Source organism: Spirosoma migulaei (assembly GCF_054776855.1).
Genome location: NZ_BAAHBG010000022.1, coordinates 94,092 through 118,430, shown reverse-complemented (window position 1 = coordinate 118,430; position 24,339 = coordinate 94,092). Strand labels below are relative to the sequence as shown.

Below are 24,339 nucleotides of genomic sequence, written 5' to 3'. Positions count from 1 at the left end.
GAGTGAGTTGTAGTATGTGCAGTGAGTGCAGATAGTGCGGCTGCAAAATTACTGCTTTTACCCACTACACCTACTGCACATACTATACTAATTCCAGTATCTAATCTCTCCGCTTAATATCCGAGCCGCCCGACTCACTCTTGGCTAATACTTTAGCGGAGCCGGAATAATAAATGTCTGAACCTCCCGATGCCTTCATGCTCAATTCTTTACTGGCGTTGACATACACATCAGAACCACCCGATGAGTTGGCATTGCAGATGTCGGCAGTTAGTTTGCGGGCATCTAGGTCGGCACCACCCGAACCATTGGCGTTAAGTGTACGAACAGAGCCTTGAAGGATAGCATCTGCTCCGCCCGATGCGGATACGTTCAATTGATCGGCTTTAAGCTCCAGTTTTACATCCGACCCACCCGATGCATCCAGATTCAGATCGTTGAAGGAGAGCCTTCCCTGACCAAACACATCCGCACCGCCCGACGCCTGTAAGTTATTCAACTGTTTAAATGTCAGATAGGCTTTCACGTAAGTATTACGACCAAAATTCCAGCCACTGAACCCTTTTCGTTCAATATAGAGTTTCAACGTACCATTTTTGACTTCCGAGATAACCCGATCTTCGTCGACGCCTTTTGCTTCGAGCGTTAGTTTTTCCGAGTTTCCCTGCGTTAAATAAACGTCAATGCCGCTGCTGACACTCAAGCCCGTAAATCCTGAAACAGTGCGATCTTTTTTCCAATCGTCGGTGCTCGCCGAGTTTATACTGGTCGTTAGGATGAAAATTCCTGCAATAATTGCTTTCATTGGTGAAGGTGTTTGTATGATTTAGTAGAAGATGCGAAAAAGAGACTCTATGTTGCATTGTAACCCGAAAAAAGATGTCCGGTTTTAAGGATATCTTTGTCCGGTAACGGACGCCATATAGCGGGATGCCTACTGTAAAATTCTATTAATCAATGAACTATGAGTTTGGCATGACGCTTGATCTTCGTATATCGAATCGAAAGTAATAGTATAAACGGAAAAGTGAACGAAGGCTTTAATTGCTTTACAATATTTGTTGATACGGATTGCTTTTTGAGCAGTAAACACCCCTAACGATCAATCGGCTTAACTTAACTCCTTACTAAAGTAATTAAATATGATTCAACTCCGCAACGTCTCGAAATTCTACCCCGCTGGTTTCGGCCGGGTATATGTGTTGCGTAACATCAACCTCGAAATAGCTCAGGGCGAGTTCGTATCCATCATGGGGCCGTCTGGATCGGGCAAGTCTACGTTGTTGCATATTCTGGGTTTACTCGAAGAACCCTCCGAAGGGGAATATTTCTTTGATGATCAACCTGTTCAGAAATTATCGGAAAAAAGACGGACTGAGCTACATCGTACCCGGATTGGTTTTGTCTTTCAGGCCTATCATCTTATTGATGAACTGACAGTCTATGAAAACATCGAAACCCCTCTGCTCTACAAAGGCCTGAACGGTTCAGAGCGCAAAAGCCGGGTTGCTGAACTGCTCGACCGATTCAATATGGTGGCCAAAAAGGATTTGTTTCCGGCACAATTATCTGGCGGGCAGCAACAATTGGTTGGTATTGCGCGGGCGCTGGCGGCAGAGCCAAGCGTTATTTTCGCTGATGAACCAACGGGTAATCTGCACTCCGATCAGGCCCGTGATATTATGGAACTGTTCCGCGAACTGAACCAGAAAGATGGTGTAACGATCGTACAGGTAACGCACTCAGAAGTCAATGCTGAATATGGCTCGCGGGTAATCAGGCTCAAAGACGGCTGGCTGGAAGATTCAGCGCTGAAGCTGAGTGAACAGGGCGTTAAGTAGCGGATCGGTCGTGAAGTCTGCTTTCCTACCTTTGAGTGATAGGCCGCTTATCTGACGCATCGATTGAATCCCCATAACATTCACGCAAAATACAGCTTCAGCATGCACCAGTTCGGCTGGCTTGTAAGCCCCTTCGGCAACGGCAATGCCTATTGAAGGGGCTAACCGAAGTAGTTGCTGCCGCACAATGCCGTTGATGCAGCCGGTTTGCAGCGAGGGAGTAAGCAGGGTTTGGTTACTATACCAGAATAAGTTTGAGGCAAGGCATTCGGCTAGGTTGCCGTTCGTATCGAGCAGAATAACGTCGTCAATAGCATGCTGTTGTTTGTAAAGGCCAGCCAGCACGTAGGGGAGAGCGTTCAGGGTTTTAAAGGCCGAAACTGGCGACTGGGTTAAGCGAAACGCGTCATAAATGCCAACTAACGATTTTTCCGTTATTGAAAACGCATGCCCAGCCCGGGCCGTAATCAAAGTGTGAGCATGGTTGCTGGATGGCGTGTACAGGCCACCGGATTGTCGCCATACTTGAATTTTGATTCGGGCGGGTTGATTTATTAGCTTGTTTGCCGAAAGTAATTGCTGAATGCCCTCAAAAACTGTTTCGGTGTTGAACCCTTCCGGTTGATTGAATTGCAAGGCAGCCATCCCGGCAGTAAGCCGGGCGAAATGGTCGGGCCAGTACCAAACCCGGCCATTTTCGTACCGAATGGTTTCGAACAGACCGTCGCCATATTGGAACGCCCGGTCATTTTCCGACAGACGGAATTCATTTTCAGAAAGTACATCCGAATTATAAACCAGAAACATGCTTAGTTTGCGCCGTTTATCCTAAAACGATAGCTGCGCCGAAGGTAAGTTTGTAACATTGAACCATCAAAATTATGTGTATGCAGCGTAAGCTTTTTTTAGGAATCGGAATCGTGGGATGTTTGCTGTCCGTAAGCCCGTCAGGCTTGCGCGCACAAAACGCACCGGGAACCGTGTCGCCAGGGGTGGGGACAGCCAAAACGGACACCCTCCCCGTGCTGAGTTTACCGCAATGTATTGATATTGCCCTGAAGAATAACATCACCGTTCGGCAGGGGCAATTGCAGGTACAGAATAGTGCATTGCTATTAAAGCAGTCAAAGCTTAATCAGTTACCAACCGTTAACGGATTTGCTTCGCAAGGTTTCAGTTCCGGTCGAAATATCAACCCGAGTACCAACCAGTTCGTTGATGTAGGGGTACGATCTAATAATTTTCAGCTTTCTGGCTCAGTACCCATTTTTCAGGGCTATCAATTGAAGAATCTGATTCGTCAGAACCAGGTTATTGTTAAGGCCACGGAAAAAGAACTGGATGCGACTGAAAATAACGTAATTCTTAATGTCATACAGCAATATCTGGGCGTATTAACCGGTGCTGAGCAGTTAGCCGTTGCTAAACGGCAGGCCGAGACCTCGCAACTTCAGGTAGAGCGTACGCAGAAATTAGTGAATGCGGGTTCTGCTCCAGAAGCAAACCTGTTTGAAATTAAAGCGACGCTGGCGAACGATGAATTAGCCATTGTGAATGCTCAGAATACGGTCGATCTGGCAAAACTTGCTTTATTGCAGGCTATGAACCTACCGGGCGGCCAGTCTTTTGAGATTGAATATATTAAGCTGCCAGACCCTCGTATTGAAGGGTATTCGGCAACCGCATTGCAGGTGTATGAAACAGCCTTAAGTTCACAGCCGCAAATTCAGGCCGCTGATCTTCGTACTGAAAGTGCGCGTATAGCGGTTGATGTAGCCAAGGCGGGCTTATATCCACGCCTTAGTTTAAGTGGTAATTTATCGTCGCTATATTCGAGTGTTGGGCTCTCGCGGTTTATTGCTGATGGGTCAACAACGGAGAATAGAACAGACGCTAACGTTCTCATCGGCGGTACTATACAACCAGTTACCATCATCACTACGCAGCCAGGCGGTTCATTTCAAACGTATGGTTTTTTTGAGCAATTAAGCAATACCCTCAACCGTGGGGTGTCGCTTAACCTCAATATTCCTATTTTTACAAACCGGCAGTTCCGTACCAACGTAACAAGTGCTATTATTCAACAGCAGAATACACAACTTACGGCTGATAACACGCGGTTGCTGCTACGCCAACAGATCGAAACGGCATACACAAATCTGCTGGCAGCTTCCAACCGCTATCGAGCCACTGAAGCATCGGTTTCATCTTTAGATCGGGCATTTAAGGCAGCTGAAAGCCGTTTCAATGCAGGGGCGATCAACGCTGTTGATTACAGTCTTGCTAAACTCCGGCTCGACAATGCTCGTGCTCAATTGGTACAAGCGAAATACGATTATGTGTTCAGAACCAAGATTTTAGACTTTTACCAAAATAAACCGCTTAGTTTTAATTAATGGTTGAATGAGAGATTGAGAGAATGGGTTAATAATCTAGCTACTCATTCATTCGCTCATTCATTCAATCGCTCATTCACTCATTATGAAGAAGAAGTCAAATCGCATTTGGTGGATATTAGGAGGGCTCGTTGTTTTGATTGTAGGTGGCCTGGTAGCTGCCAAACAAACGGGTATGATTGGAAAGCCAAAGGCAACAGAAGTTGACTTTGCGTCGGTTAAACGGCTTGATATTACAGAGCGGGTCAGTGCCTCAGGCCGTGTTCAGCCTCAGGTTGAAGTAAAAATAAGTCCGGATGTATCGGGCGAAATTATTGGTTTGTACGTTAATGAAGGTGACCCTGTTAAGGCAGGTCAATTACTGTGCCGTATTCGGCCTGATAACTACGAGTCGTTGCTGGCGCGGGCGCGGGCAACGGTTAACCAAAGCCGTGCACAGTTAGAGCAGGCAAAAGCTTCTGTAGCGCAGTCGGGTGCACGCCTAATTCGGGCTAAAGCTGACTATGAGCGGAACCGTAAACTCTTTGCCGATAAAGTAATTTCATCATCTGATCTGGAAACCAGTGAGGCTAACTTTAACGTAGCCAAGCAGGAAGTAGAAGCGGCTAATGCCAATGTTCGGGCATCGCAGTTTAACATTCAAAGCGCCGAAGCCAGCCTTCGTGATGCAAACGAAAACCTGCGTAAAACAACGATTTATTGCCCAGTAAACGGAACCGTTTCGAAACTGAATATTGAACTGGGTGAACGCGTGGTGGGTACCTCGCAAATGGCCGGTACCGAAATCATGCGGATCGCCAATCTGCAAAATATGGAGGTTCGCGTCAATGTAAACGAAAACGACATTGTACGTGTGAACCTCGGTGATACGGCCGATATTGAAGTGGATTCGTATACAACCGCTGGCCGAAAATTTAAGGGTGTTGTCTATGAGATTGGTAATACAGCCAATGGATTGACGAGTTCATCTGGAGCAGCCGCTTCGCTCTCCGCTGATGCCGTAACCGAGTTTGAGGTGAAGGTGAAAATCCTGAATAATTCCTACTCTGATCTGCTAGCCGAAAAAGATAAAAAAGGCTACCCGTTTAAGCCAGGTATGACCGCTTCTGTTGAGATCTTAACGGACCGAAAAACCGGTGTGTTATCGGTGCCGATTGCTGCCGTAACCACGCGTGGAGCGGACTCTACGGCCATTGACACCGCGAAGATGAAAGACAATAGCAATGGTACTGTAGAAGAAAAACCAGCCGCACAGGCAGATAAGAAAGAGAAGCCTAAAGAAATTGTTTTTGTGAATGTAGGCGGTAAAGCCGTACAACGCGAAGTGAAAACTGGTATCAGTGATTTTGAAAATATAGAAATACTCTCAGGTCTAAAAGTGGGCGAACAGATTATCTCGGGGCCATTCATTGCCGTTTCGAAGAAACTTAAAAACGGTGAGCTTGTAACCAAACGAGACCCGAACAAGAATAAGAAGAAAGAAGAAGAGAAGGAGTAAATAAATAAACCGATAAGGTCTTCAAGACCTTATCGGTTTATTTAGGATCGCAACAGAAAATGAGGGTGTCCTGAACCACCACTATCCGAATCCAATAATGCATCAGCCAGCTTAACAGGAGTCACCTAACGGTCGACACATTTCCCAACTGGTGTTGACAACCTATAACAACCGTACGAAAAGCCGGACTAATTATATCCTTACCGAAGGATATGGCAGCGCTAGCGCATAAGTGGCTGAGGGCGAACTTTTGTGAGTAGTTTCAAGGAAGCATCAGTCAATTATCAGGCCGTATAAATGGCTGGCAACCGTGCCATTAAAAACTCAGTCAGGTTGCAGACCCAAAGCCCATCGGCCTTTGGATAACTCTCACCTTCGGGAATAACGATGAATGCATAATCCGGATTGATGTCGGCAATACTTTGATAAAAGCCTTTCGATACCGTAGGCGCATTTGATAATTTGATTTCGATGGCTGCTTTTTTGCCATTGGGAGCCACTAGCAACAAGTCGATTTCGGCACCGGCAGCGGTTCGGTAATAGTAGAACGACCAGGCATCTCCCACAACCCGGTGTGTTTGCTCAATGACATAACCTTCCCAAGATGAACCAACAATCGGATGACCTAACAGCGCATCATAGCTAATAACCTGAGCGAGTTGGTGTAGAAGACCAGAATCACGGAGATATAACTTTGGGGCTTTAACTAAACGCTTGCTCACATTAGCAAAATAGGGAGATAACCGATGTATAACAAAGCTTCCTTCCAGCAGGTCAAGATAGCGATTGATGGTTGGTTGAGATACGCCGAGAGAACGGGCCAGATCACTCACATTGAGAATACTACTGTTGATATGGGCAATCATTGACAGTAGTTTGTTGAGCGTGTGGCCAGAAATTTCATAGCCTAATGCCCTAATATCACGTTCGATATAAGTTTGAACAAAGCTTGATAGCCACCGAAACGTGAGCGTTAGACGAGGGGCAAGAAAGGCTTCTGGAAAACCTCCTTTAAGCCAATGCATAGCCATTGAGTCGATTGTCATAACTTCAGACCAGGAGAAAGGCATCAATTCTATGTAACTAATACGCCCTGCCAGACTTTCTGAACTCTCCCGGATTAGATCTGGAGATGATGAGCCAAGCAGGATGAAGCGAGCTGGCTCTCGTTGCTGGTCCACTAAGGCACGAAGCACTGGAAAGAGATGCGGCATTCGTTGAATCTCGTCTAAAATCACGCATTTGCTGACGTTTCGTTGCAGATACGTTTGAGCATCTATCAGTTTTTGAGCGTCTGTTGCGAGTTCAAGATCAAGGTAAAGCGTCTCCTTACTCAGTTGTTTGCTTAATTGTTTTGCCAGTGTTGTTTTTCCAACCTGTCGTGGCCCAATGATACTTACAATAGGAAAGAAATCTAAATCTTCCTTAATCCTGGCCGTTATTGCTCGATCTACCATCCTTGCAAATTACTAAGTCAGCTTATAATTTGCAAGGATAAATGAACACCTTAGAGGTTTATACAGTTTCCTTCTCCATAGCCCGCAACATCCGATATGACAATAGCCCTAATACTACTAACACCAGCCCTAACGCTGGCCAGATAATACGGCTGTCGGTGAAAAACAAAGTGGTCTGTTCGCTACGGATACTATTGGGTCTTACAGGGCCAATGCCAATGATGGGTTGATTCCCAGTCGATATGGGTTTGAAGGGCGTCAGATCATAAGAAGGCGCAACTACATCGTCTGTCGAAAAATGAAGCTGGTAGGGCTGACCAGCTAGTAGGTCAGCTAGTAGATAAGTGGTTAATTGATATCCATGAACATCCTGAATCACAAGCGGTGGACTATCGTCGTTGGCGATAACTACGTATACGTCTTTCGTTTTTAAACCCGGCAAATACACCTCATGGCTATCCGCTGAACTTAGCTCAATGGTCCGAATAACCTCGAACCAGCGGTCAATACGTCCACGTTTCAATTTTCGGGAGTGAAACTGACCTATTTCGGCTCGCCGACTGAAGGGAGCAGATGCCTGAATTGTAATAATGAGTTTATCAAACCGGGCATTACTTGAGCCGACGAGATGTATATAGGTATGTTTGTCACTACTATCACGTTGTGAAAAGGATAGGTTTGGAATAGTAGAGTAAGCACCGGCTGCGGCCTGTTGTGTAGAATGGCCAACGCGCAAAATATTCAACGGAGTACTTAGGGAATCATTGATCACTAACCGATAATATTCATAATCACTAAGTGGAAAGTTGATTTGTTTTGTTTCCGTTGTGTTGATGGGATTCTGGGTCGGGCCAAGCCAAATTGCATCGTCGATGGCGTACCAGTTATGCGCATCCGAACTCCCACTGAGCTGAGCTGTTTTACCCACGTTTGTATTTTTCAGCACAAGGGACAGGGACGTAATACGGCTTTTTGCCTGGTTGCGTAGGACTAGTGTGGTGGCTACATTTGGGCGAGATTGCTTACTAACGATGTCATAATCCGCAAAAGAAGACACCTGTTCAGGCTGTTGCCGAATCAGCACATAAGGCACCTCTTTTTGTTGTCCGTCATAAAGCCGAATGTCGGTCAGACTTGCGTTTAACTGACCTACTACATTGGGCGGAAGCATAATCCGATGAAAACCTGACTGCTGAACCGTGTCAACATTGGCCTGAAAACGAAACGATTGCGCCTTGCTTATGAACGTAATCAGGAAGCCTGCTAGAAGTAGGACTAGTAGTTTATTCATAGTTCTTCTGGGGCAGATTGCGGTGTGTCAGTGTCGAGAATAAGCTGCTTAATACGCTGGTACATGAACGAAATGATAAGTAACAGCGCCCCCAGCGAAATAAAGGCTGCAATTCGCCCTCCTTCCGAAATTCCCTGGAGGTCATAAAAGAACAGTTTCAAGAGCGTCAGTGCAAATAAACTGAGCGATATGATCCGAAACTGGCGGTTCCGCCGATTTAGTCCCACGTACATAAACGCGAAGGCACAAACGCCCCATAAGATTGGTAAACCTACTTTGTTGATTTGTTCGAGTAAGGCGTAATAGCGGGTAGTAATGGCAAGTTTTTGGTTAGTTGAGGTCGGAAGATCAGCGCCGGAAAACGTAAAATACACCACATGCGAATACAATTCTGAGCTAGCGGTATAGACCAGTATGAACCCAAGAAACCATGGCCAGATCTTGCCAAATACTGCCGGAAGCGGGTCCAACTGTGGTCGGATGGTATGCAGTAAAACCAACAGGCCTAGCACGCAAGCTAAACTGAGATAATGAATCGGGAACCCAATAAGACTAGTGTCCTGTCCTTGAAAATAAGCTCCTAACAAATCATGCACTGCCGGGTCGAAAAACGTTACGTATAAAAGAAGGAGAATGACGCCAAGCACTGAAGTCTGTAGTAGCCTGCTGCGGAGGGCAGACCGCCGAGCGATCAGCAGCAGCCCGGCGGCAAAAAGCAAGTTGTACGTACCTAGAAAAATGGTGCGATTAGCGCCAAATCCAAATGCGTGACTAGCCTGATAATCGAGTTCGCAGACACCCGCGAAATAGGTAACGATAACCATCAGGTAGCCGATAATGCGTTGATAGGTCGATACAGTCAACTGACCAAGCCAGAACTGAAACGGAGACGCTTGATTTCGTAGTAACCGCTGAGTTAAGGCTAAGCTAGCAATGGCAATTAAGCTGGTAACGAACGCTTTGTTAAACACGATGCGCAGGAAGGGAGGTGTGTAGGCATCCCGGTAAAGTGCCGACCAGTCCATGGTCAGGCTAATCAGCATTAACCCCATCACAATCACGGCTCCTGTTGCCAGCAACGTTAAGCCCGAACGTTGCGCCAGCCAAAGAAGTAGTACGGCTTCCAGAGCCCAGAACATCGTAATAAAATTACCATCCAGTTGAACAGGAACCGTCAGGCTGGCAAAGGTGACGACCAAGCCAATCAGCAGGTAAATGAGCGTTCGGTCTACCGTTCCTTGGCGGTATAATAACGTAGCAATGCCAAAATTTACGACAGCTAATCCTGCTGTAAACAGTCCCTGGTAAGCCCCGTGATTTACATTAGCCAGAATTATCATCCCCGCTGCATAATAAAATGCTGTATCGCTCAGGAGCAAGCTGATTTCAACGGCCGAGAATTTTGCCTGATGTTTCAGATTGTAGATTAGGTTCATAGCCATAAAGACGACATAAAACAGCGAAGCAAAGAGTAAGGCACTGCTATAAGGCCCTTGCTTAACCCCCAGAACTTCAGTACTGAGCCATAGACTGTATAGCAGGACCGTGAATCCATAGGCCACAAAATGAACGATGTTCCATTTCTTGAAATAAGCTAATACCAGCATTCCACAGTCTAGAACAAGCAGATAGCTAAACAGTACAACATAATTACTATGCCCCGTACTCACCATGAATGGAGTAGCAAATCCGCCAATGAGCGACATCACCGCTAGGGCAGATCGGTTGTAGGCAATGGCCAGCAGGACGGCGAAGCCCGTAATAACCACCATTAGCAGAAAAGCCGCTGTTTGGCTGAAAATCTTATAGTCGGAGAAGGCAATGGCAATGGTGAAATAAAGGACAGATAATCCCCCTGCTACCAATACTGAACTAAAGGCTGTAAACGTGTTCCGAAGGCGGTGAGCGACGCCCAACAATAAACCACCCGCCAGAATGCCAATTAGTACACGGCCAATTTCGTTTATCCAGTTTTGATCAATGGCAAACTTCACAAAGTAGCCAATGCCCGCAACCAGAATGGCAATCCCGATTTTGTTGATGAGATTTTCGCCGATAAATTTTTCGAGATCCGGGTTTTCTGCCAGAAATCGCTGTAAGAAGGAAGGCGTTGGTTCTGACCGAATAAGTGGCTGTGGAGCAATCGGTTGAACTGGAGCAGCCGCTGGTTCGATTACTGGTTCCGGCACAACCGATTCCACCAAAATAGGCTCCGGCTCTAGGATGGGTGGTGCTGGTGGAACAACCGTGATAACCGGAGTCGGCTCACTGATGGGTTCAATGGGTTGTTGGGCAGGTGGTGGTTCTGTTACCGGACTCCGAAACTCATTCTGAAACGCGAGCAATTCCGCCCGTAGTTGATTAATAATTGTAATCTGAAGATTAACAGCTTCTTTAACCGCGCTAAATCGGTTGTTCCCGACAATGACAAGAATCAGCAGGACAACAAGTAGAAACAGCTCCATGGTAGTGTAAGTGGCAGGTTTAGAGCACTATCCGTGATAGTACTTGGGCAAATATGCAAAAAATAGACGCCTGCTTGATGAAGTAGTTGTCTGTAGGTCAGACAACTTAGCTTTCGGTAAGTAAAGACCATTGACTAGGATTCGATGAGCTATCTATTTTAGGCACAGCCCTAACCGAATCGACTGTATTGGTGGTTTGTATCGAGTCTCCTCCTTTCTTCCTTACTTTGCTTCATGAAAGTAACTCAACCCGTTCGGCTGACAATGGTAGGGGGGGGGAGCTGGGCAACCGCGCTCGTTAAAATCCTCTCCGAAAATAACGTCAGTGTTAAATGGTGGCTTCGCAAATCGTCCGATGCGGACCATATTAAGAAATTCGGACATAATCCCAGTTACCTGAGTGACGTGCAGATTAACACGCGTAAAGTGAAGGTATGCACGAAGATTCGGGAGGCTTTTCGGGATAGTGATTATATAATACTGGCCGTTCCTGCGGCATTTATTGGCGATGCATTAATGGGTTTAAAACCGGAGAATTTCGCTGGAAAGTCAGTAGTGTCGGCCATTAAAGGAATGATTCCAGGCGCCAATCAGTTGGTTACTGATTGGGTCAGTGAGCAATATAAGGTGCCTACGGAACGGATGGCGGTCATTGCTGGTCCGTGCCATGCTGAAGAAGTAGCGCTTGAAAAACAGTCGTATCTGACGATTGCTTCACAGGACCCGGATTGTGCTGAGCGGGTAGCTGATTTATTGCGTTGCCGTTTCGTACAGACAACACCCGTTGATGATATTTATGGGATCGAGTATAGCGCCGTAATGAAAAACATCATTGCGCTGGCCTGCGGTATTACCCGTGGCCTGGGTTATGGCGATAATTTCCAGGCAGTGCTGGTGTCCAATGCCATGCAGGAAATCAAGCGGTTTGTGGATGCCATTTACCCTAAACACCGCGATCTGAGCGGCTCAGCCTATCTTGGCGACTTACTCGTAACCGCCTATTCACCCTTTAGCCGAAATCGCACATTCGGCACCCTCATCGGTCGGGGTTACACCATACAATCAGCTCAGGCCGAGATGAATATGATAGCCGAAGGGTACTATGCTGTTAAAAGTATTTATGAAATCAACCGAAAATTCAAGGTCGCCATGCCTATTACGAATGCCGTTTACAACATTCTGTACGAACGGGCTGCACCAACCGGCGAAATGAATGAGTTGAAAGGGTTGTTAATGTAATCGGTGACAAAACAAAAGCCTCCTGATTGTGTCAGGAGGCCCTTATATCGGTATAGCGTTGTCGGCAATTGTTACCGGCAGTTGTGCCTTAGCAAAAATTACTTCGCGCTATCAGCAGACATCGTCGAAGCAGAATCCGTAGCCATCGTCGAATCCGTAGCCATCGTCGAAGAAGAATCCGTCGTGGTGGTGGTCGTTTCGGTGGTTTCGGTCTTTTTCGAGCTGCAAGACGTAGCCAGGGCGATCATAGCCATGAAAAAGAAGGCGGATTTCGTGATTGCTTTCATAGTTTTGGGGATGTTTTCGTTTAAGTGATTACTAACTAATGTCAACGTTAATACTCCATAGGGAAAAAGGTAACCCAAGTTTTTTTAATTATTTTTTTTGGGTTACGTCTCAGGCATTTTTGTATTAAGTAATGACTCGACTCAATGAAGGAAAGTAGGCAGCCTATATTGTCGGATGAGGAGTTGCTGATGGGTTTGGCTGATGGCTCCGACAATGCACTGACGCAGTTATATCGTCGGTACTTTCCGATGGTGCTTCACTTTGTGACCACGAACAGTGGCAGCGAAGACGATGCCAAGGATATTTACCAGGAAGCGTTGATTGTGTTGTATGAGAAAGTAAGAAGTGATTCGCTTGAGTTGCACTGCCAGTTGAAAACGTATCTTTATTCAATTGGCAGACGTCTATGGCTTAAGCAATTAACTCAACGAAATCGGTTTGTGGTACGTGATGTGGAAACGCCTGTTTCGGATGAAGTAGCGCTGGACCACCTGAACGACGATCTGATCGATCATGAAGAACGTGACCGCCAGTTTGACCTGATGGCAGATTCGCTCGACCGGCTTGGCGAACCCTGCCGGACGCTGTTAGATGATTTTTACATCCAGCATTTAAGTATGCAGGACATTACCGAAAAGTTTGGCTATACCAATGCCGATAATGCCAAAACGCAGAAGTATAAATGCCTGATGCGGCTAAAACGGCTCTTCTTTTCGGAATATAAACAGTGAGATGTTACTGAGTTTGTAGTGACTGGATTATGTGATCGAAAAATATCCATTCTCGTTAGTACTAGCTATTTAGCTCAATAACCTTATAACTCTTTACCGTAATGGACGACGAAAAAGACATTGAAAGCGCCCTGCATGCCTACGGCGACCGAATTCGGTTCAAGCAGCGGCTGGCAAAAATTCAGGCTGGTGTCGATATGAACGCGATGCGTCTGGAGGCTGATTCATATCAGTCTGCAACGGAGCAGTCGGGGCAAATTCGTGCGTTATGGCAAACGTACCGTACTACGCTGGCCGTAGCTGCATCGGCGGCCATTATTACTACGTTCGGTTCTATTTTTCTATATCGGTCTTATCAGCAAAGCCATCAGCAAGAGCAGCAATATAGCCAGTTAAGTAAAGAAATTCAGGCGGTTAAGTCATATCAGCGTAAAATGCAGAATGATCTTAATGGCCGCGGCCGTGGCCTAAGTGTTAACCCGGCACAGGTTTCTGGTTCTGGCTTTTTACTAACGGGTGATGGCTATTTTGTAACGAACAATCACATTGTTCGCGATGCTGATTCTGTATACGTGCAAAGCACAAAAGGGGAAGTCTATAAAGCGCGGGTCGTTTATACAGACCAGACGCATGATCTGGCTTTCCTGCAACTCTGCGATGACAGCGCCTTCCGTACACTGCCTCCCGTTCCGTATAGCTTTGAGTCCCGGCCATCTGATCTTGGCGAGCGTGTTTACACACTCGGGTACCCTCGCGAAGAGATTGTGTATGGAGAGGGGTATCTAAGTTCCGGCACAGGTTACCGGGGTGATTCAACTGCCTATCAGGTAGCTATCGGTGTGAATCCTGGTAACTCAGGCGGTCCACTCCTGGACGAAAAAGGAAATGTGATCGGGATTATTAGCGGTAAGCAAACTACGTCAGAAGGGGTAAGTTTTGCTGTGAAAACCAACTATTTACTCGAAGCTCTCAATAACATTCCTGTTGATTCGCTGAAAGGCCAACCGCTGCGCCTGAATAAGAAGAACACACTGGCGAATTTACCACGCAAAAAGCAAATTAAACGGATGCAGGACTACGTTTATCAGGTAAAAGTATTCAAGCATAAAGAGTAAAAAAGATTATAACCTAATAGGAATGCAGCTAGGTTAAAAGTTTTTTCCACTGGCTAAACATTTGAGTAGGCAGGGGTGTTGTTGAGGACGATAATCACCAACTCAACAACCATGAAAAAGATCATTATGCTGGCCGTCGCGATGGCCTTCTCAACAGCACTCGTATCGGCACAGGATACAAAAGAAAAGGCAAAGGAAACGGCACATCAGGCGAAAGAAACGACAAAAGCTGCTGGTAAGAAAATAGGCCGTGAAGCTGATAAGGCAGGCGATAAAGTATCCAAGGCAGCTAAAAATACGAAGGAAGATGTGAAAGATGGAACGGATAAAGCCCTCAATAAGGCCGACCGAAAAATGAAGAAGGCCGAACGTAAGATGAATAATTCAAAGTAAATTTTGAGGGTTTAAGTAAAAAGGGTGTCACTTCGTAAAACCAGTGACACCCTTTTTATTGGCAGTTCGCGAACTTCGATCAACCTTTGTTACGTTCTTTGTATAGGTTCCGTTTCCGGATTATAATTAACACATGGATTTACCTGTTTCAGTACTTTTGTTTGGGATCACTCGCGATTTGACAGGCCAATCAACTGTTTCAATTACGTTAGATGATGATTCGCGGGTTAGTGATATGCTCAGTAAGCTGCATCAGCAATTTCCTGCCCTCGCCGGTATCCGGTCGTTACTGGTGGCCGTCAATGGGGAATATGCTGAGGCCGATCAACTCCTTAACCGGAATGATGAAATTGCCCTTATTCCTCCGGTTAGTGGGGGGTAAGGAATTGGATAGCGTACAGTATCCATTATCCATTACACATTTTTCATTCGTTTCATGATCACGCTTACTGTTGACCCAATTGACGTTGCCACCGCTTTGGCCTATTTGCAATCTGATCAGGCAGGAGCTATTGATTTATTTTTAGGGGTTGTACGTGATAATACGCAGGAACGTCCGGTTGACCGGCTCGAATACGAAGCCTACGACCGTATGGCGATCACTGAAATGCAAAAAATTGCGGACGAAGCTCAACAGCAATGGCCCATTCTTCGCTATGTAATTATTCACCGCAAAGGCACTTTAACAATCGGGGAAATGGCTGTTTTTATCGGCGTAGCAACCGCTCATCGTGCCGATGCCTTCGATGCCTGCCGGTACATTATTGACACCATCAAACAGACCGTACCTATCTGGAAGAAAGAAGTTTTTACCGACGGTGAGGAATGGGTGAATGCGCACCCGTGATTTTGTGAAGTAGGTGTAGTAAGTAAATTAAGTGGAGTGGATACATCCTTGAATAGACCTACTACACCTAATCGACTAGTATACCAATCTACTACTTTACCAAATACGTTCCCACAATGGGGTAGTGGTCGGAGTAACGGATATAGTTAATTGTCTCGAAGTTTAATACGGACAACTTTGGATCATGAAACTGATGGTCTATACGAATGAATCCAGGTAGACGGTTGTAACTAAAGCCAAAGCCGCGCCCTGCCTCTTCATATGTATTGGGTAACAGCCGATGCAGTCGTTCATACACCACACTATAGGGCGTGTCGTTATGGTCGCCGGTGACAATTACTGGGTAAGGACTCGTACGAATATACTCTTCAACGATACGGACTTCCGCATTGCGGTCGATAAATCCGGTTCGTAACGCACTCAATACCCCCCGGGTCTCATGCTGGACACCCTTCATTTGCTTCTGCTTTAATACTTTACCAACTCGAATGCCCATCGAATGTAAATGTACATTGATAATCCGGATGGTATCGTTCCCTATTTTTATATTGGCCCAGACAAGGCCATTATGGGTTCCAAACGATTCACGTCCCGAATCTACAATGGGGTAAATAGAAAAGATAGCTATCCCAATGTCACCGTTGGCTGTCTGAGCCATTTCGGGATGCAGAAATGCAGAATACGGATAGCCCCCTCGCTGAAACCGCCCGACGAGATCATAATCCGGGACTTTTGTTGAGTTATAAAATTCCTGAAAACATTTGATCGGCGCATCATAGTGGAATACGTAACTAAGTATTCGCCGAACACGGGGTGAGCTCTTATTTCGCTCCCAGGCTTCTTCTTCGCCAAATGCCTGCACATTGTAGCTAAATACCTTAACAGAAGTGCCTTGTGTAGGTTTTTCTGCTGGCTGATGCCAGACGAACGTGCGATATCCGAATAAAAGAATGCCAATTAATAAAGTCACGCCCGACAGCCAGCTACGCCAGGGACGGGTGGTTAACCACAAAAAAACGATGATCAAATTCAATACCCACACAAGTGGTATTGTAATCATGATCATACCGGCTACCCAATGTTCAATTTGCAGGCTGTGAAGCAGCCAATAAGCCAGACACGTATAGGCTGCCAGCACTAAATTGATTGACCACAACAAGGACCGGAAAAAAAAGGCAATGAGCTGCCCAACGCGCATTCTTATCGTCATACTGTCGTCTTGGAGCAAGACAGATACCTTGAAGATGCCAAAAATAACGTATAATGACTGGAATGCCCACTGTTAGCTCAAATCCAGGGCTTGCTATGCACACAGAAATGCATTATCTTTGTGGCACAAAAACCATATGGCATTGATCAAAAAAGGGAGTCGCACTCCCTTTTTTGTTAGCCTTACCTTATGGACGACAAAGCAAAAATAAGCGAACTCCTCCAGCCCTACCTAAACAACGATCAACTTTATGTTGTTGATGTTCAGGTAGTTGGTCGTCAGGGTGGCCGCATTAAAGTGACCATTCTGCTCGATAGTGACGCTGGAATTACCATCGAAGAGTGTGCCAATGTTAGCCGTAGGCTGGGTGCACAAATGGATGAACTTAATTTTTTTGGTGAAGCGCCGTTTACCCTCGAAGTTTCATCACCAGGTGTTGATTTCCCGCTGACGTTTCCCCGTCAGTTCGTCCGTAATGTAGGGCGTCAGTTAATCGTAACCCTAGTTGATGGAACTACCAGAAAAGGTAAACTGGAGTCTGTTGCCGATGATCATATCGTGCTGGACATTGAAGCCGAAAAGAAGTCGAAGAGTAAAAAGAAAAAGGAAGCTGATTTAACTACTGAAGCATCACCTGTCGGCCCAACACCGATTGCCTTCGGAGAAGTAAAAAAGGCGCATGTAGAAGTATCATTTAAATAGTTTTCGGTTTATGGTTTACTGTTCCTGGCAATACGTATGCGTTAGACAACAGTAAACCATAAACCGAAAACCGAAAACTTTCAACAAGAATGACCAGTGGACTATTAATCGAATCGTTTGCTGATTTCGCCCGGTCGAAAAATATTGACCGGCCCACCATGATCGCCATTCTGGAAGAAGTCTTCCGGACAATGATTCGTAAAAAGTATGGTACCGACGAGAATTTCGACGTCATTATCAATGCCGAAAGTGGCGATCTGGAAATGTGGCGTACACGCGAAATCGTAGACGATAACTCCGAAGATATTTGGGATTACGATAAAATCCCCCTTGCCGAAGCCCGCAAAATTCAGGACGACTTTGAAGTAGGCGAACAGGTTGCCGAAGAAGTAAAACTGGAGGATTTTGGACGGCGTGTTGTGCAGACAGCCCGTCAGACATTGATCCAGAAGATAAAGGATATGGAGAAAGAACTCCTTTATCAGAAGTATAAAGATCAGGTCGGCGATTTGGTTGGTGCCGAAGTATATCAACTGCTGAAGCACGAAATCATTCTGGTCGATTCAGAAAATAACGAACTGAGTCTGCCCCGTACGGAGCAAATTCCGAAAGATCGTTACCGGAAGGGTGAAGCCGTAAAGGCGGTTATTAGTCGGGTAGAAATGATAAACGGAACGCCTAAAATCGTTTTGTCGCGGACATCGCCGGTGTTTTTGGAGCGCTTGTTTGAAATTGAAGTGCCGGAAATTTATGATGGCCTTATTTCAATCCGCAAGATTGTTCGGGAGCCGGGCGAACGGGCTAAGGTGGCCGTTGAATCCTACGATGATCGTATTGATCCAGTAGGCGCTTGTGTTGGTATGAAAGGTTCCCGAATTCATGGCATTGTACGTGAACTGGGCAACGAAAACATCGACGTCATTAACTATACCGAAAACCTTGAACTGCTAATTAGCCGGGCACTTAGTCCTGCTAAAATCAGTACGATGCAGATCGACCGGGAGACCAAACGTGTATCAGTTTTCCTGAAACCTGACCAGGTTTCACTGGCAATTGGTAAAGGAGGTCAGAATATCAAACTGGCCGGTCGATTGGTTGACATGGAGATTGACGTATTCCGCGATAACGAAGGCCAGGAGGACGATGAAGACGTTGACCTAATGGAATTTTCCGACGAAATTGACGAATGGATGATCAACGAACTCCGTAAAGTAGGTCTCGACACCGCAAAAAGTGTACTGGCCCTGAGCAAAGAGGAACTCGTTCGCCGAACCGATTTGGAAGAAGACACTGTTGAAGAAATTGTGAATATTCTGAAACAGGAGTTTGAATAAAGAAAAATGTACAATGAATAATGTAGAATGACGGCGGAGAAACACTGCCCATTTTACATTATTCATTGTACATTATGAAAATGCGGGATTTTTATTGTTGTAAGTGGTGTTCATAAGATACCAACAACCATTAAATTTGCGGAATATAGACCGAAGTATGGCAGAAGAAAAGTCAATGCGCCTAAGCCAAGTGGCAAAAATTCTCAACAAAGGACTCTCCTCTGTTGCGGGTAGTCTGTCTGCCAAAGGGTTTAAGGTCGAAGTTAATCCTAACACCAAAATCAACATGGAACAGTTGGAGGTGTTAGCGAAGGAGTATAAATCAACGGAACTCCTGAACGGAGCTCGTCGAGCCGAACCGCCGGTTGCGGTCGCTGAGCCACCGCGTCGTCAGGAGGAGGATGTCGTTTTGTACCGTCGTGATGACGCGAGACGTCCAATTGTCGAAAACAAACCAGAATCAGCTCCGGCTGAATTACCCAAGGAGGCTCCAATTGAGTCGAAACCAATTCTACAAACTGCTCAGACAGGTTTGCCAGGATTGAAAGTAGTGGGTAAAATTGATTTGAATGCAAAGCCAGTTATACCTGCTCCCCCTGTGCCGCAAGCGAAAGTGACGCCACCACAGGAGGTAAAACCGGTAGATGTACCCAAACCTTCAGAAAGTTTGGCTCAGCCGGTTAGTGCACCTGCGCCCACACCAGTGGTAGCAGAAGTGCCCAAGCCAGTAACGGTTCAACCACCAGTTGCTAAGCCAGAAGTAGAGGCTGTAAAGCCTGTAGTACCAGCTCAACCTGCTGAGGTGAAACCTGTTCCGGTAGCTCCCGTTCAAGTTACACCTGTTCAGACAAGTACACCAACTGTAAGTGCTCCTCCTAAGGAAGTGCCCCCGGTAGTAACCAATACAAATCCACCAGCGCCAGTACAGGCACCTGTGGCAAAAGTTGAGGCTTCCCAACCTGTGGTTACCCCTGAGGTTCAGAAACCTGTGGCTCGTGCTGAAGCACCGAAGCCAACAGTTCCTGTTAAGCCTAAATCAGAAACCCCACAAGCTAAACCGCCTGTAACTTCTGAGGAAGAGGCACCAACCGAAACTATTCGTGCGGCTGGTAGCCATCAATTAGGCGGGCTGAAAATTCTTGGTAAAATTGAATTGCCTGTTAATAACCCTCGTCAGGGGGGCGGTAACAGCAATGCTGATAAGAAAAAACGCAAACGGATTCGTGGTGGACGTGAAGGTGCTGTTGGTAGCACTGCACAACCGAATCAGGGTGGCGGTGGCCAACAACAAGGTCAGGGTGGTAATAACCGCAATGATCGGGCTCCACGTGAAGGTGATCGTGGTCCCGCAAACCGCACTCCGGGTGATCGTCCGCAAGGTGATCGTAACCAGGCAGGTGGCAACACGGCTCCGCGCGATGGAAATAATCGTCCGCAAGGCCAAGGTCAGGGTGCGCCACGTGAGGGCGACCGGAATCAGGCACCAGCTAATCGCGCTGGTGGTGGTACAGGTCAGAACCAGGGCACCAATACCGCCAATCGTGGAGGACAAGCTGGTGCCGCTTCTGGCAATAACGCCAACAACAATCGTACGGGCGGTGGTAATCGCGCTGGTGGTGGCGGAACTGGACAAGGCCAAAATCGCGGTGGCGGTGGTGGCGGAGGTAACAATGCCAACCGGGGTGGTGGCGGTCGTCGCGAAGCGCCAACCCAAGCCGATGTTCGGAAGGCAATTCAGCAAACCAACGCCCGGATGCAGGGCAATACGCCCAACCGGGGTGCTGATCGCCGACGAGATCGCCGGAGCCAGCGCGAAGAAGATCGCCGTTTGTTGAATGAACAGGAGGAACTGGAAGCAAAAATCCTGAAAGTAACTGAGTTCGTTTCGGCAAATGATCTGGCCTCCTTGATGGATGTGTCCATTAACGAAGTTATTTCGGTTTGTTTAAACCTTGGAATGTTCGTCTCGATCAACCAACGTTTAGATGCTGAAGCGATTACCGTTATTGCCGATGAATTTGGGTATGATGTACAATTTATATCGGCAGAAGATGAAACCGAAGCCGGTATTGATGTTGAAGCCGATGAACCAGACGATTTACAGCCTCGTGCGCCAATCGTTACGATCATGGGTCACGTTGACCACGGTAAAACATCCTTACTTGACTATATCCGACGGGCGAAAGTAGCGGCTGGTGAAGCAGGGGGTATTACGCAGCACATTGGTGCCTACAGCGTGAAAACCACTGATGACCGTATGATTACGTTCCTGGATACACCGGGTCACGAAGCCTTTACGGCCATGCGTGCTCGGGGTGCTAAAGTAACGGACGTAGTTATTATCGTAATTGCGGCTGATGACAGCATTATGCCACAAACACGCGAAGCCATCAACCATGCACAAGTGGCCGGTGTACCCATCGTGTTTGCCTTCTCGAAAGTAGATAAACCAGGTGCTGATGCCGAGAAAATTCGGGCTGAGTTAGCGTCTATGAATATGCTTGTTGAAGAATGGGGTGGTAAATATCAGGCACAGGAAATTTCGTCGAAGTCCGGTATGGGTGTCGATGATCTGCTCGAAAAAGTTCTGCTTGAGGCTGAACTGCTCGAACTGAAAGCCAATCCAAACCGGCGTGCATTAGGTACAGTTATTGAAGCCTCACTCGACAAGGGGCGGGGTTACGTATCGACTGTACTAGTCGAAAATGGCACACTCCGCCAAGGCGATATTATGCTCGTAGGCGCCCACTATGGTCGCATTCGGGCTATGACCAACGACCGGGGTGAGCGTATCAAAGAAGCTGGCCCGGCAACACCGGTTCAGATCCTGGGTCTGCCAGGCGCACCACAGGCAGGAGATAAGTTCAACGTAATGGAAACGGACCGTGAGGCCCGCGAAATTGCGAACAAACGCGAACAGCTTCTGCGTGAGCAAACGCTACGCACCCGCAAGCACATTACACTGGAAGAAATCGGTCGCCGGAAAGCGATTGGTACCTTCAAAGAATTGAACGTGATTGTGAAAGGTGACGTGGACGGTTCAGTAGAAGCGCTCTCTGATTCGCTGTTGCAACTCTCTACGGAAGAGGTTCAGGTGAACATCATCCACAAAGCAGTTGGACAGATTTCCGAGTCGGACGTTCTGTTGGCTTCGGCTTCAGATGCGGTAATTGTCGGCTTCCAGGTACGGCCTTCATCAAGTGCCCGCCGGTTAGCCGAGCAGGAGCAGATCGAAATTCGTCTCTACTCAATTATCTACGACGCTATCAACGAGGTACGAGATGCCATGGAAGGCTTATTGGCACCAACGGTTGAAGAGGTTATTGTAGGTAATATTGAAGTCCGTGACGTATTCAAGATTAGCAAAATCGGTACCGTGGCAGGTTGCTACGTAACGGAAGGTAATATCAAGCGGAACAACAAGATTCGTATCATTCGCGACTTTATCGTAATTCATACAGGCGAAATCAGTGCGCTGAAACGCTTTAAGGAAGATGTGAGCGAAGTGAAGTTTGGTTACGAATGTGGTCTGAGCATCAAGAACTTCAACGATATTGAAGTTGGCGATGTGATCGAAAGCTTCGAATTGAAAGAAGTGAAACGGACGCTATAGTCTTAACCGGGATTTAACTGATTTTTGGATTTAATCTGATTCTGCTTAAAAGCAAGTGCGGATCTAATTACAAAATCCTGAAAATCCAAAAATCAGTTAAATCCCGGTTTAGATACTTGCCCCAACTGGTTTCCAGTTGGGGCTTTTTTATGCCTGTTATCCAGTACAGGAACCGGTGTTCTATTTTTTGAGCGAGGAAATTAACTACGAATAACTTTGTGGCTTATATTTCACAATCGTTCCTGTAGCCTAAACGCATGACTGCCTACCGACCGGGCTTGCATTTGTTGTCAACATTTGCCTCAACACCTGATTGCCTCACAAACGTGGGGGGCTGTCAGGCTACATTCAACCGGCTAATTGACGCGCTAACCTTAACGAAGGTGGGTGAAGTTTATCACGTTTTTCCAAACGGAGGGTTCACCGCTGTAGTCTGCCTAACCGAATCGCACGTATCGATTCATACCTGGCCAGAATTAGGAATCGCTACCTTCGACGTTTTTCTATCAAACTACCTAAAGGACAATACGGCCAAAACCCAGCAATTTTATAGGGATGTACTGACCTATTTTGACGCCACGGAGCTCTCTAAACAGGAACTCAACCGATGATAAACATGGCTCTCTCTGGCCATACGTTCCCGTCGGCCACGCTTACTTGCCCCAACTGTCAAACCACAATTACCTATTACGATATATCAGGTAGTTCATACTATGGCTGTCCAAACTGCCATGCGTTTTTTAAGTACGAAAACGAAGGTACGCCCGAAATTCTGACTACGTTTCAACTCTCCACGGCAACACCCGTTTTGCCAATTGGCTCAGAAGGCTACCTGAATGGTCAGTTCGTTCGGGTGGTGGGTCTACTGCATAAAAAAGAGGCTGGTTCATTTTACAGGTGGTTAGAATACATGCTGTTGCGACAGGATGGACGCTACAGCCAACTGGCTGAATACAACGGGCACTGGATGGTTATTGAGCCAACGGATCACACGTATTCGCACTACCATGTTGGCGGCAAAACGTATACGATCAACACCGATGAAGGTCAATACTGGCTCTATAATCAATATAAACCTGAACTACTTAACGCCGTAGGGGAGTTCGACTGGAATTGTCTGGAGGACGAAAAGCTGACGATCTCTGAATACATTCGGCCCCCTTCCATGCTGGTTAATGAACAGGGAGCGACTGATACTAAGTGGTACAAAGCGCACTATATTTCCCGTTCAGAATTGGCAACAGCTTTTGGCATTGCAAAGGACGTGTTGCCGGCTCCATCCGGTGTTGGGGCTATTGAACCTGCCGACCCTGATGATCGTTCGGGTACGTTACTGGCATTTACAGGTATGCTCCTGGTTGCCGTTTTTGTACTTCAGGTTATTCTCAGTATTGTAAAACCGTCAACACAACTGCTTAAAGAGTCCTATCAAACTGAATCAGATTCGTCGGGTACGATCAAACCAATTATTACGTCTTCATTTGATGTAGATGGCCCTACCGTACTGGCGTTTAATCTGTCGGCCTCGCTTGATAATCAGTGGATTGAATTGCCGGTTACGTTAATCAACGAGCAATCGGGTAGAGTTTATGAATTTAGTAAGACGCTGGAATATTATTATGGCGTAGAAGGTGGCGAAAGCTGGTCGGAGGGTAGTCGTGATGACGATGCTGTTTTATCACGGATTCCGTCAGGGCGTTATCATGTAAATATATATCCTGCCAGAGATCCTGGTAAACCAGTATCGTTCAGTATTGGTATCACGCAAAACACCATGCTGGGCTCCAATATTGCTTTGCTCCTTTTATTATTTTCTATTTACCCAATTAGTCTCTTTGTGAATAAGCAATGGCATGAGAGCCAGCGCTGGAGCAATAGTGATTATTCTAAGGTTTATACAGAGGAGGATAAATCATAAC

At 46.5% G+C, this 24,339-nt stretch carries 21 protein-coding genes; 14 read left to right on the top strand and 7 right to left on the bottom strand.

What is annotated here, in order from left to right:
* Window positions 1-100: 100 nt before the first annotated feature.
* Window positions 101-805 (bottom strand): head GIN domain-containing protein, encoded by a 705-nt coding sequence (locus ACYVGO_RS21740; protein ID WP_142771997.1) that lies wholly within the window; start codon window positions 803-805, stop codon window positions 101-103.
* Between the two features lie 337 nt (window positions 806-1,142).
* Between ACYVGO_RS21740 and ACYVGO_RS21735 the strand changes: the two genes are divergently transcribed.
* On the top strand, window positions 1,143-1,841 hold the full coding sequence (locus tag ACYVGO_RS21735; RefSeq protein WP_142771998.1) for an ABC transporter ATP-binding protein: 699 nt from the start codon (window positions 1,143-1,145) through the stop codon (window positions 1,839-1,841).
* Here the strand turns inward: ACYVGO_RS21735 and ACYVGO_RS21730 are convergent.
* Window positions 1,806-2,648 (bottom strand): aminotransferase class IV, encoded by an 843-nt coding sequence (locus ACYVGO_RS21730; RefSeq protein ID WP_460971072.1) that lies wholly within the window; start codon window positions 2,646-2,648, stop codon window positions 1,806-1,808. The genes ACYVGO_RS21735 and ACYVGO_RS21730 overlap by 36 nt on opposite strands.
* A 146-nt stretch (window positions 2,649-2,794) precedes the next feature.
* On the opposite strand from ACYVGO_RS21730, the gene ACYVGO_RS21725 reads away from it, so the two are divergent.
* A complete protein-coding gene (locus ACYVGO_RS21725; RefSeq protein WP_246859495.1) occupies window positions 2,795-4,237 on the top strand; it encodes a TolC family protein in 1,443 nt (480 codons plus the stop codon).
* A gap of 85 nt (window positions 4,238-4,322) precedes the next feature.
* Window positions 4,323-5,735, top strand: coding sequence for an efflux RND transporter periplasmic adaptor subunit (locus tag ACYVGO_RS21720; protein ID WP_142772001.1), 1,413 nt, complete (start codon window positions 4,323-4,325; stop codon window positions 5,733-5,735).
* A gap of 284 nt (window positions 5,736-6,019) precedes the next feature.
* Here the strand turns inward: ACYVGO_RS21720 and ACYVGO_RS21715 are convergent, their stop codons facing one another.
* The 3 genes from ACYVGO_RS21715 to ACYVGO_RS21705 are packed head-to-tail and all read right to left on the bottom strand — an operon-like array spanning window position 6,020 to window position 10,948.
* Window positions 6,020-7,192: an ATP-binding protein gene (locus ACYVGO_RS21715; protein WP_460971071.1), complete on the bottom strand. Its 1,173-nt coding sequence runs from the start codon at window positions 7,190-7,192 to the stop codon at window positions 6,020-6,022.
* Between the two features lie 58 nt (window positions 7,193-7,250).
* Window positions 7,251-8,483, bottom strand: a complete 1,233-nt coding sequence (locus ACYVGO_RS21710; protein ID WP_460971070.1) for a hypothetical protein — start codon at window positions 8,481-8,483, stop codon at window positions 7,251-7,253.
* Entirely contained in the window at window positions 8,480-10,948 is a 2,469-nt protein-coding gene (locus ACYVGO_RS21705) for a DUF2339 domain-containing protein (RefSeq protein WP_460971069.1), read from the bottom strand. The genes ACYVGO_RS21710 and ACYVGO_RS21705 overlap by 4 nt, the downstream gene beginning before the upstream one ends.
* A gap of 234 nt (window positions 10,949-11,182) precedes the next feature.
* Between ACYVGO_RS21705 and ACYVGO_RS21700 the strand changes: the two genes are divergently transcribed.
* On the top strand, window positions 11,183-12,187 hold the full coding sequence (locus ACYVGO_RS21700; RefSeq protein ID WP_460971068.1) for an NAD(P)H-dependent glycerol-3-phosphate dehydrogenase: 1,005 nt from the start codon (window positions 11,183-11,185) through the stop codon (window positions 12,185-12,187).
* Between the two features lie 98 nt (window positions 12,188-12,285).
* On the opposite strand, the gene ACYVGO_RS21695 is transcribed toward ACYVGO_RS21700, so the two are convergent.
* Window positions 12,286-12,441, bottom strand: coding sequence for a hypothetical protein (locus tag ACYVGO_RS21695; RefSeq protein WP_198174729.1), 156 nt, complete (start codon window positions 12,439-12,441; stop codon window positions 12,286-12,288).
* 177 nt (window positions 12,442-12,618) lie between these two features.
* Between ACYVGO_RS21695 and ACYVGO_RS21690 the strand changes: the two genes are divergently transcribed.
* From ACYVGO_RS21690 to ACYVGO_RS21670, 5 genes are all read left to right on the top strand, one after another.
* Complete coding sequence (locus tag ACYVGO_RS21690) at window positions 12,619-13,206, top strand: RNA polymerase sigma factor (RefSeq protein ID WP_460971067.1); 588 nt, start codon at window positions 12,619-12,621, stop codon at window positions 13,204-13,206.
* A 101-nt stretch (window positions 13,207-13,307) separates the two neighbouring features.
* On the top strand, window positions 13,308-14,321 hold the full coding sequence (locus ACYVGO_RS21685) for a S1C family serine protease (RefSeq protein ID WP_460971065.1): 1,014 nt from the start codon (window positions 13,308-13,310) through the stop codon (window positions 14,319-14,321).
* Between the two features lie 111 nt (window positions 14,322-14,432).
* Window positions 14,433-14,714: a hypothetical protein gene (locus ACYVGO_RS21680; protein WP_460971064.1), complete on the top strand. Its 282-nt coding sequence runs from the start codon at window positions 14,433-14,435 to the stop codon at window positions 14,712-14,714.
* Between the two features lie 133 nt (window positions 14,715-14,847).
* Window positions 14,848-15,096 (top strand): MoaD/ThiS family protein, encoded by a 249-nt coding sequence (locus ACYVGO_RS21675; protein ID WP_142772009.1) that lies wholly within the window; start codon window positions 14,848-14,850, stop codon window positions 15,094-15,096.
* 54 nt (window positions 15,097-15,150) lie between these two features.
* Entirely contained in the window at window positions 15,151-15,561 is a 411-nt protein-coding gene (locus tag ACYVGO_RS21670) for a molybdenum cofactor biosynthesis protein MoaE (RefSeq protein WP_460971063.1), read from the top strand.
* A 91-nt stretch (window positions 15,562-15,652) separates the two neighbouring features.
* Here ACYVGO_RS21670 and ACYVGO_RS21665 read toward each other — a convergent pair whose 3' ends face one another.
* A complete protein-coding gene (locus ACYVGO_RS21665) occupies window positions 15,653-16,771 on the bottom strand; it encodes an endonuclease/exonuclease/phosphatase family protein (RefSeq protein WP_460971062.1) in 1,119 nt (372 codons plus the stop codon).
* Between the two features lie 189 nt (window positions 16,772-16,960).
* Here ACYVGO_RS21665 and ACYVGO_RS21660 point away from each other — a divergent pair, with 189 nt between their 5' ends.
* The 5 genes from ACYVGO_RS21660 (at window position 16,961) to ACYVGO_RS21640 (ending at window position 24,338) form a co-directional block, all read left to right on the top strand.
* The gene (locus ACYVGO_RS21660; RefSeq protein WP_460971061.1) at window positions 16,961-17,473 is read left to right on the top strand and encodes a ribosome maturation factor RimP; all 513 of its coding nucleotides are present in this window, start codon (window positions 16,961-16,963) and stop codon (window positions 17,471-17,473) included.
* A gap of 89 nt (window positions 17,474-17,562) precedes the next feature.
* A complete protein-coding gene (nusA, locus tag ACYVGO_RS21655) occupies window positions 17,563-18,807 on the top strand; it encodes a transcription termination factor NusA (RefSeq protein WP_142772013.1) in 1,245 nt (414 codons plus the stop codon).
* Window positions 18,808-18,964: 157 nt separating this feature from the next.
* Entirely contained in the window at window positions 18,965-22,420 is a 3,456-nt protein-coding gene (gene infB, locus ACYVGO_RS21650) for a translation initiation factor IF-2 (protein WP_460971060.1), read from the top strand.
* Window positions 22,421-22,677: 257 nt separating this feature from the next.
* A complete protein-coding gene (locus tag ACYVGO_RS21645; RefSeq protein ID WP_460971059.1) occupies window positions 22,678-23,031 on the top strand; it encodes an S-adenosylmethionine decarboxylase family protein in 354 nt (117 codons plus the stop codon).
* 5 nt (window positions 23,032-23,036) lie between these two features.
* Complete coding sequence (locus ACYVGO_RS21640; RefSeq protein ID WP_460971058.1) at window positions 23,037-24,338, top strand: DUF4178 domain-containing protein; 1,302 nt, start codon at window positions 23,037-23,039, stop codon at window positions 24,336-24,338.
* Window position 24,339: the final 1 nt, after the last annotated feature.